Raw genomic sequence first — 5,149 nt, 5'->3', positions numbered from 1 at the left:
ATGGTAAACCGACCGGGCAGGTCGCGCCCATGCGCATCATGCGCCATGATGATGGTTTCCAGCTGCGCCTCGGAGAGATGTCCCTCCTCCATCAACCGTGCGGGCAGGCGCAAGTCATCACTGCCCGTGTTTGAGGGCTCCGGCGGCGCGACAGAAGCCATGGCGATGCTTTCGACGAGCGGGGTGGGATGTTCCTGCGCACCCGCGATCTCGATCCGCTGCGGACGGTAGCGCGCATAGATGTCCGAGATCGGCGTGTTGTCGCGCGGGATATCAAGGCTCGTGAAAACTAGCGGGACAACGGCATTGGCCCGGGGTTTGGAGGCGGCGACAGGCGCAGCGGCGGTCTTGCGCGGGGCAGAGGATGGAACGGTCGCCCGAGTATGAGGGATCGCTGCCGCCCGTTGGACTGGGCGCATCTCGGGCCGGGTTGCGGCCACGGCGTCGACAAAAGGAAGGGCTTCGTCCAGATCGCACACAATGGCGCGGATCATCTCGCCGTCCTCCTGCACCTTGTCGAAGACCATGAGCTGGGTTTCGACAGTGGTGCCCAGCTTGCGATAGACCTGCCCCGGCATCATCAACGCCAGTCGCGGCGTCAGGAGACCGCAGGCGCGGGACCAATGCGCGCCATCACGCTCCGGGCTGAACCCCGGCGGCATGATCGCCACCAGGCGCCCGCCCGGCGTCAGGCGCTTGGCAGCCCCGATGAGATGTTTGGCGGCGATGTGTTTGTCCCGGGCGCGATCGACCGATGAGGCGAAGGGCGGATTCATCACCACCACGTCCGGCAGGACCGGCGTCTGCAGCAGATCGTCGATATGCTCGCCGTCATGGCCCGTCACCTCGCCGCCAAAGACTGCGCGCAGGAGACGCTGGCGAAACGGATCGATCTCGTTGAGCAGAAGCGTGGCACCGGCCCGGGCGGCGAAAGCGGCAAGAGCAGCGGTGCCCGCGGACGGCTCCAGCACGGTCTCGTCCTTTCGAATGTCTGCCGCTCGCACCGCCAGGGCCGCGAATGCCAGCGGCGTGGAGAACTGCTGCAGCCGGATCTGCTGCTCCGACCGGCGCGTTTCCGTCAGGAGCCGTGAGGCAAGCAGCTTTGCCGCGGCGATGTCACCTGCCGCGCCGTCCCCACGCAGCAGCATTTGGACGGCAGCGGCCTGCATCAGGTCATAGGCCATGCGCCAGTCCCAGGCACCGCCGGCATCGCTGCCATGAAACGTCTCGCGCATGATGCGCGCCAGCGCTGAGCTACGCAGGGGTTGGTGGTCGATCTGCGCGCCGATCTGCGCGAGGGCAGAGACGAGATCAGCGCCGGAATCGACGGGAGCGTGATGCGTTGAGCAAGGCTTGGCCATGGGATTTTTCCTTTGGATGAGGGTCTGAATTCCAAAGGACAAAAAGCCAGCTTTCCCCTTTTGGGGTTAAGGATCTGAAATCAAGAACCGGGGCGGGGCAGGACTGCCAACGCGATCAGACGTCATCGGTCTTTGCGGCAAGGTCACGGAGCCAAGCAGAAAACGCGGCTTCACTCACCTGATCGGCGGCAAGGTCCTCCATCATCCGGACACCCTTCCCGGGATCGGGCCGCAGATTTACGCCATTGAGCCGCAAGAACGCAAAAGCGGCCACGAATGCTGTTCGCTTGTTGCCATCGACAAAGGCATGCGCTTTGGCAAGACCATAGGCATAAGCTGCCGCAATCGCGAACACATCCACGTCCTCATAGGACGCGCGGTTCATTGCCCGTGTGCATCCCATTTCCAAAAGGGCCGGATCGCGGGTGCCTGGCGCACCGCCGTGGCGCGCGATCTGGCGATCATGGACGACGTACGAAGCGGCCAGCGGAATCCAGACCCAATCGCTCATGCAAGTGCTTGGAGCAGATCGCGGTTCTCATCCATGACGATCTCGGCGGCGGCAAGCGCGGCCTGAAGTTCCGGGTTTTCCGTCATCAGCTTCAGCCCGCCATCATCCGTGCGCACGGCATAGAGGGTATCCCCCTCCTTGGCATCCAGGAGCGCGAGCATCTCTGTGCTGAGTGTCATGACGGCGGAATTGCCGACCTTGCGGATTTTGGCTTCGATCATGGCAGGGCCCGTATGGTTATACGTATGTATATACGAGACCTCTGCGCTAGGTCAAGTTTGCTCCTGGCGCTTTTCGTCAATCAACGTCTGCAACTGATGCAACGCGTGGGCGTGCGATATCGGCGGGCGCGGATCTTTGAGCGCTTCCTGCACCCTGGATCGAAACCAGGCATCGTGGGATTTCGTTTCAGCGGTCACGGAAATGGTCGTCGAGCCCCCTATCCAGAAGCTCGCCTAGGTAACTCGGCATATCGGCAACGCTCAGAGCGACCTGAGACCGGCGGTCGGGGGATTGGACCCTGGACCCGTCGACTTTGTCGCAGGCCTGTTTGCGATCTGAAGGCTGTTTCAACTCCGGTCTCCCATTGACGCGATGATCGAACGTTACAGCGAAGTTTCCCGAACGATAAGAGCCTTGAAATCTCTATCTCTTTCATCGCCTCAAGCCACCCCTCGACATAGGCGGCGCTCTGGTCGAATTCAGGTTCCACCCCGATTTGCGCGCAAAGCATGCAGTTTCCGATTTCCGCGACTTATCCTGACAGTCAATCCAAGAAAGCTATCATTTCTGCTTGTCACATTGCTTGATCAGCCATTTGTGCAAGGCGGGGGCTTGGTCGGGTTTGGTTTTGAAATCCGCCGCCTGTTCGAGGAGCGCGCGCATGGCTTTGCCGTCTTTGCCGAGGGATTTGTTAGGCCAGTGGGGTTTGTGCGCTTCCCATGCTGTCAGATAGCCGTCAGCCCAGATGGAAAACAGGACCGGGTCCGCCGGGAACAGCACCTCTGCCGGAGCACCGTCTCGCAGCAAGGACAGACGGTGATTGTAGGCTATTACGATCAGGTCGAGGAGTTTTTGCAAGTCCGCATCGGAGGCGAGATCGTCTGCCACGACATTGAAAATCGTGACGATCCACTCGGAGGGTTTGATGAACTTGGGCGCGGTGCAGAGGCCTGTCAAAAAGCCTTCCATCCAGGGGGGTGTGATCTTGGCCGGACGCAGAAGTTTATCCAGCGCCTTTTGTTCCTTTGTGCCGAACGGTGCGACCTCGGCGTAGGTTCCCGGGGCCGCGCGTTCTTCGGTGACCTCAAGACCGCCGAACGGCATCGGCGGCGCGTCCTGATGGACCCACGCCTCAAAGCTCATGGCGTGCACGAAATGCATGATCGGGGCCTTCTTCAGGTCGCGGCCCTCGGACATGGCCTGGGCCACGGCGACAAGCTCAGGCGTTATGGGGTTCTTTGCAGCCGCCAGCAAGGCAGCATTGCGGGCAAAGATCATGGCCCAAAAGTTGCGGCGGGTCTCCAGATGCTGCCAAAGCTTGCGGGTCATGGCATTTTGAGTCGTTGCACTTTCAATGGCATCTGACGATGCGTCGCTGTCCTCGAACCAGCTGTCCGAGATCGGGAAGTGATCAGGCCAATGCTCACTCGCCATGATCAGGCTGCCCCGTGCGCGGACGGAGAGAGTGGAGACGGCGCCTTCGGGGTCAGCAATGGCCGCGATGTCTGCAATATCTGCCGATCGCGGGCGCAGATTGGCAAAACCTGCGGTCTCTACGACATCGAGCAGACCCGCCGCAGGCATTGTCCCGTTTGCTTGCCCCTCCGCAAGCGCCCAGGACAGAGCGGTGAACGCATAATCTGCTGTTGCCTCCAAGGCGCCTGACTCATTTGCAATCTGCGCGATCATCTGTTTTTGCTCGGAGGCGCTGGTGCACGGAAGCACAAAGGCGTCTTTCACGCCAAACCCCTGTTTGAGCAGCACCACCGCCAAAGCACGTCGGCCACCCGATTGAATGGCCATGGAGAGGCTCTGCGCACCGCTGCCATCGACCATCGAGGATACAACGCGATGGATCTTGGGTTTTGAGCGCGTATCAGTTGCCGGCGTCCCGGTTTTGAGGGCGGATCGGATGATCTTATCCATACCGCGCAAGATGTCCGGGTCTTGTAGCCAGCTTCGGATCAAGGTAATGCGCGATAACAACGCCTGAGACAGATCACCCGCCTGCTGACGCAGAGCGAGACCGGTTAGCGCGCCGGAGCTCACCGAGGCGTCTGTCGCAAGTAGCAGCGCTGCGGCGGCATCTCCACATAGGGACTCTGGTCGGGTAGCGAGTTTGCGAATGAAAGCAAAGCGTGCTTCTGGCGGCAAGGTTGGCAGCATCTCATCCAGCATCGCCAGCATGGCCGAAACCGAGTCTTCGCCGATGCCATTTAAGCCTTTGAAGATACCGTCGAACATCTCATCGGGGATGTCGGGAATGCCGTTGATGTCGGCAAAGGCATCCGGGTCTTCGGGGATGACCGCATGGGCCAGCGATGGTGGCGGGGTCAGGCCCGCACGCGTCCAGGCGCTGGAGAGAGACAAGGCCGTTTGGGATGTCAGGTCGGCGTCGAGCAAGGCCACCACATCGCGCATGTCATCCAGTAAGGTGCGCCCTTTGCGCTGCCCGCTCTCATCGGCCATGCGGGCCTCATCCAGTGCGGCGACCAGCATCGCCATCTGGCCGTCCGACAATGGGCCACTCGCGGCCTCTTGGATCAGCGCAGCGCAAAGGTCCGGGCGCGCCAGAAGATCCTTGCCAAACTGCCGTAAAAGCTCTGACTGCTGCAACGGCAACTTTGGCGCTTCCACGGCCCGAACCATCTTTGAAAGAAACGCGTCCACCCTGATCCCCCTCGGTTGACATCATTGCATTGCAGAAAGTTTGGTCCTGTCCAAGGCAAAATCATATTTTGGCTGATCACTCCCCCGAAATCTGCCCTATCACGTTGTGAATGCGCGCGCGTTCCGCCTTGAGAGAGGCCCGCTGGAGAGCTGGCAATAGCTTCTCTTTGAGCAATGATTTGACGTCTTCCTCTGCCTTTTGCCAGGCTGGCAGGTGGCACGCGCGGATACAGGCGTTCGGGCATTTGGTTGACAGCAATAGCGCTGCCTGTGCGTCGCGGGCGTTCCCAAAGCCATCTCAACGGCCAGGCACCGCTTCAAGGGATTTCTCGAACCGCTTGCCTGCCGCTGCAGCTTCTTTCAAGAGCGCGTCGAAATTGTCAGG

At 60.7% G+C, this 5,149-nt stretch carries 6 protein-coding genes and 1 pseudogene; all 7 read right to left on the bottom strand.

What is annotated here, in order from left to right; all coding sequences use genetic code 11:
- The coding region (locus PXK01_RS21675; RefSeq protein WP_274861702.1) for a strawberry notch-like NTP hydrolase domain-containing protein at positions 1 to 1,361 on the bottom strand (1,361 nt) is incomplete at its 3' end.
- A 115-nt stretch (positions 1,362 to 1,476) separates the two neighbouring features.
- On the bottom strand, positions 1,477 to 1,872 hold the full coding sequence (locus PXK01_RS21670; protein ID WP_108693367.1) for a type II toxin-antitoxin system death-on-curing family toxin: 396 nt from the start codon (positions 1,870 to 1,872) through the stop codon (positions 1,477 to 1,479).
- Complete coding sequence (locus PXK01_RS21665) at positions 1,869 to 2,093, bottom strand: transcriptional regulator/antitoxin MazE (protein ID WP_108693368.1); 225 nt, start codon at positions 2,091 to 2,093, stop codon at positions 1,869 to 1,871. Before PXK01_RS21665 ends, PXK01_RS21670 begins: the two co-directional genes overlap by 4 nt.
- Positions 2,094 to 2,144: 51 nt before the next feature.
- Positions 2,145 to 2,291 (bottom strand): antitoxin PaaA2 family protein, encoded by a 147-nt coding sequence (locus PXK01_RS22040; protein WP_369333113.1) that lies wholly within the window; start codon positions 2,289 to 2,291, stop codon positions 2,145 to 2,147.
- Positions 2,292 to 2,311: 20 nt separating this feature from the next.
- Positions 2,312 to 2,617 (bottom strand): zincin-like metallopeptidase domain-containing protein, encoded by a 306-nt coding sequence (locus PXK01_RS21660; RefSeq protein WP_274861703.1) that lies wholly within the window; start codon positions 2,615 to 2,617, stop codon positions 2,312 to 2,314.
- 38 nt (positions 2,618 to 2,655) lie between these two features.
- The gene (locus PXK01_RS21655; RefSeq protein ID WP_108693369.1) at positions 2,656 to 4,764 is read right to left on the bottom strand and encodes a UPF0149 family protein; all 2,109 of its coding nucleotides are present in this window, start codon (positions 4,762 to 4,764) and stop codon (positions 2,656 to 2,658) included.
- Between the two features lie 298 nt (positions 4,765 to 5,062).
- Positions 5,063 to 5,149: pseudogene (locus PXK01_RS21965) on the bottom strand (type II toxin-antitoxin system YhaV family toxin); the annotation flags it as partial.

The organism is Phaeobacter sp. PT47_59 (genome assembly GCF_028890025.1).
Classification (GTDB): Bacteria; Pseudomonadota; Alphaproteobacteria; order Rhodobacterales; family Rhodobacteraceae; genus Phycobacter.
This window is presented reverse-complemented; position numbering and strand designations above follow the sequence as displayed.